Raw genomic sequence first — 3,826 nt, 5'->3', positions numbered from 1 at the left:
GATTCCCGCGTGCAGCGAGATCGCCAGCAGCGGCAGGGCACCCCAGATCACAACGGACGACACGACTGCCAGGCCCTGGTGTGGGTCGGCGAACCAGTCGTGACCCTGCATATGCACGCCGGGGATGAGAGACAGCATGTAGTTGACCGCGCCGAACTGGTTGCTGAAAAGCCAGTAGAAGACCTGCGTCGACACCGTCGAGGGCACCGCCCACACGAACAGCAGCACGGCGGTGAGCATGATGCGCGCCCAGCGGGACACCCGGCCGAGCAGCACGGCGATCGCCATGCCGAGCACGAGGCTCACCGCCACGTTGACGAGGGTGAAGACGGCCGTGCGCAGCGCGACCGACCAGAACGTGGCGTCGGTGAGGGTGTCGACGTAGTTGGTGAACCCCGTGAACGAGGTGGTGCCACCGTTGTGGAACAGCGCGTACTTGCCCGACTCCTGCTTCTGCACCGACAGCAGCAGGATCTTCAGCAACGGCCAGCCTGCCACGGCCACGAGCACGAGGACGACGGGCGCGATGAGCAGGTAGGGCAGCCCCGCGCCGCGCAGGCCGCCCGACGCACGACGGCGCAGCACCCGGGGTCGTGGGCGCTGCGCCGTCGTCGTCATGGCCTGATCCTTCAGGACTTGGCGTTGAGGATGGAAGCGATCTGCTTGTCCGCCGACGCCGCCGCGGCCGAGACCGACGACTGCCCGGTCGCGATCGACTCGAGCGCGTTCTGCAGCACGTTGCCGCTCTCGACGTTCGCCCAGTTCGGCGTGTTCGGCACGAACCAGGTGTTCTTCGCCGCCTCACCGGTCGACTGGTTGGCCTGCGCCTGCTGCTCGTACACACCCAGCAGCGACGTCGTGTTCGGGATCGCGTACTTGGCCAGCAGCTTCTGGCTCGCGGTGTCGGTGAAGATCTTGATCCACTCGGCACCGAGGCCCTTGTTCGGCGCCTTCGCCGGCACGGCCAGGTCAGATCCGCCGAGGAACGACGGCGTGTACTTGCCCGCCGCGGTGCCCGGCATCGGGAACGTCGACAGGTCGGGCGCGAGCTTCGGGTCGCCCGTTTTCGGGTCGGTGACCGCCCCGACCTCCCAGCCGTTGCCGAGGATGGCGGCGACGTGGCCCTGCGCCATGATGTTGTCCTGGTCGGCCTCGTCCTTGGTCGCGCCACCCACCGAGTACGTGCGCGCGAGCTTCGCCCAGTTGTTCAACCCCTGCTGCGACGCGCTCGACTCGAGGTCGCCCTTCCAGGTGCCGCCGCTCTGGGTGGCGATGCTGCCGCCGGCCCCGTAGACGAACGACATCGCGCCGTACCAGTACTTGCCCGGCATGTAGAACGCCGAGAAGTTCGGGTCGGACGCGTTGGCCGCCTTGATCTTGTCGAGGTCGGCGTAGAGCTCGTCGAGGGTCGTGGGCGCGCTCGTGACGCCGGCCTTCGTCCACAGGTCCTTGCGGTAGATGACCACGCGGCTGCCGGCGTAGTAGGGCACGGCCTGCAGCTTGCCGTCGGGCGACGTGCCCGACTCGGCCAGACCCTGCAGCCAGGTGCCCGAGTTCTCGAACTGCCCCTTGGCCTTGGTGAGATCGGCGAAGGCGCCGCCGGCGATGTAGGAGGCCGTCTGCGTGTTGCCGAGCTCGACGGCGTCCGGGATGGCGGTCGAGCCGGCGAAGGTCGAGTCGAGCTTGGTGGTGTAGTTCGCCCACTGCTGCCACTCGATCTTCACCTTGGCGCCGGTCGCCTGCTCGAAGCGCTGGTTGGCCTGGTTGACCACGTCGGGCCAGCCCTTCTGGGCGTCGCTCTGCAGCCACACCGTGATGGTCTTGCCCTTGCCGTCGGTCGAGAGCACCGAGCCGCCGGACGAGGACGAGCCGGCCGAGCTGCTGCACGCCGCTGCCCCGACCATGACCGTCGATGCCAGGACGACCGCACGTGTGATGCGTCGCTTCACGCCTGCCTCCATTGAGTCATCGCCAATTGGCGTAGACGAATATTGGCCTAGACCATTTTACGATGTCAAGGCTTCGCGTAGGGTGTCGTGGGACGCCGCGAGCGTGATCGCCTCGTCCGGCCCGAGACCGCGCGCGAGCACCAGCACCGCCGCGCGTGCGTCGCCCCCGCAGGCCGCCAGCACCCGCTCGGCGTCCGCATCGCTGCAACCGCAGATCTCGGCGACGATCCCGGCGCTGCGGGCGCGCAGTTTCGCGTTGGCCGCCACCACGTCGATCATCAGATCGCCGTGCACGCGGCCCAGCAGGGCGAAGGCCGTCGTCGTCATGGCATCGAGCGCGATCTTCTGCGCAGTGCCGGCGCCCAGGCGGGACGATCCGCGCAGTGCCTCCGGGCCGACCACCGCCTCGATCGCGACGTCGGCCAGACCCGCGAGCGGTGAGCCGGCGACCGCGGTCACCGCGACGACCGCGCTGCCGGCCGTGACCGCCGCCCGTGCCAGCGCGAGCGTGTACGGCGTGCTGCCGCTGGCGGCGACCGCGACGAGCGCGTCGTCCGCGCGCAGCGCCAGCGTGGCGAGGTCGGCGGCGGCCGCGGCCAGGTCGTCCTCGTCGTCGTCGGTCGCGCCGACGCCACCGGCGACCAGCGCGACGACGCGGGCGCGCTCGACGCCGAAGGTGCCGGGCAGCTCGGCGGCCTGCGACCAGGCGATGCGTCCGGACGTCCCTGCCCCGGCGAGCACGATCCGACCGCCCTGCCGCCAGCGCCCGGCGACCAGTTCGGCGGCCAAGGCGATGGCAGGAGCGGCGGCACGGACGGCCGGCAGCACCCGCTGCTCGGCGACGAGCAGGTGGTCGACCACCTCGGCGGCGGGCATCCGGTCGAGTTCCGGCCTCACCATGTGTGGGTCACCTTGGCCAGCGCCCGGGGCCGGTCGGGGTCGAGCCCGCGGGCCGTCGCCACGCGCAGCGCGAGTCGCTGCAGCGGCAGGATCTCGACGACGGGGGCGAGCGCCTCCGGCAGCGCGTCGGCCACGACCGGCAGGTCGCCGCCCGGGCCGACCCGGACGACGTCCGCCCCGCGCTCGCGCAGCCGCTCGAGCACCGGCGACATCGCGGCGGCCGTCGCCCCACGTCCGGTCAGCGCGAGCACCGGCACCCCGCCGTCGATCATCGCGAGCGGGCCGTGCAGCAGGTCGGCGCCCGAGAAGGCCTGCGCCGCGATGTAACTCGTCTCCATCAGCTTGAGCGCCGCCTCGCGGGCCGTGGGGTACGACCACCCCCGACCGGTGGTGACCAGGCGGTCGGCGAAGCGGTAGCGCTCGGCCACCGCACCGACGTCGCCGGCGGCGAGCGTGGCGGCTGCCGCGTCGCCGAGCCGGTCGATGCCGTGGTCGCCGACGAGCAGGCGGTACAGCGCCACCAGTTCGGCCGTGTAGGTCTTGGTCGCCGCGACGGCGACCTCTGCGCCGGCGCCGATGTCGACATGCACGTGCGCGGCCTGGGCCAGTGCCGACGACGGTGCGTTCGTGACCGCCACGGTCAACGCGCCCGACTCGCGCGCCGCAGTCACCGAGTCGACCAGATCCGGGGACGCGCCGGATTGGCTGACTGCCAACAGCAGGGTGCCGCGCAGGTCGGGCCGTGCCCCGAAGACCGTCCACACCGACGGCGATGCGAGCCCGGCCGGGCGACCGACCTCGACCTCGACGAGGTCCTTGGCGTAGAGGGCGGCGTGGTCGCTCGTGCCGCGCGCGGCGAGCAGCACGAACCGGGGCGGCCGGCGGCGGAGCAGCGCACCGACCTCCCGCGCCTGCTCGCACTCGGCGACGGCCGCGGCGAGCACGGCCGGCTGCTCGGCGATCTCGGCCCGCATCAG

The 3,826-nt window shown here is 71.7% G+C and carries 4 protein-coding genes; all 4 read right to left on the bottom strand.

Annotated elements, in window-relative coordinates:
- Positions 1–618: carbohydrate ABC transporter permease (locus tag ACTHMS_RS18150; protein WP_440308066.1), on the bottom strand; the 618-nt coding region annotated here is incomplete at its 3' end.
- Between the two features lie 11 nt (positions 619–629).
- Complete coding sequence (locus tag ACTHMS_RS18145) at positions 630–1,949, bottom strand: extracellular solute-binding protein (RefSeq protein ID WP_440308065.1); 1,320 nt, start codon at positions 1,947–1,949, stop codon at positions 630–632.
- A gap of 57 nt (positions 1,950–2,006) precedes the next feature.
- Positions 2,007–2,849: an N-acetylmuramic acid 6-phosphate etherase gene (locus ACTHMS_RS18140; RefSeq protein WP_440308064.1), complete on the bottom strand. Its 843-nt coding sequence runs from the start codon at positions 2,847–2,849 to the stop codon at positions 2,007–2,009.
- Positions 2,843–3,826, bottom strand: a 984-nt coding sequence (locus tag ACTHMS_RS18135; protein ID WP_440308063.1) for an SIS domain-containing protein, incomplete at its 5' end; no start/stop codon positions are given. The genes ACTHMS_RS18135 and ACTHMS_RS18140, both read right to left, overlap by 7 nt.

The organism is Jatrophihabitans sp. (assembly GCF_051960575.1).
In the GTDB taxonomy this organism is placed as follows: domain Bacteria; phylum Actinomycetota; class Actinomycetes; order Mycobacteriales; family Jatrophihabitantaceae; genus JBQCEE01.
The sequence above is the reverse complement of the archived record's forward strand: the minus strand, read 5'-3'. Positions and strand labels throughout refer to the sequence as shown.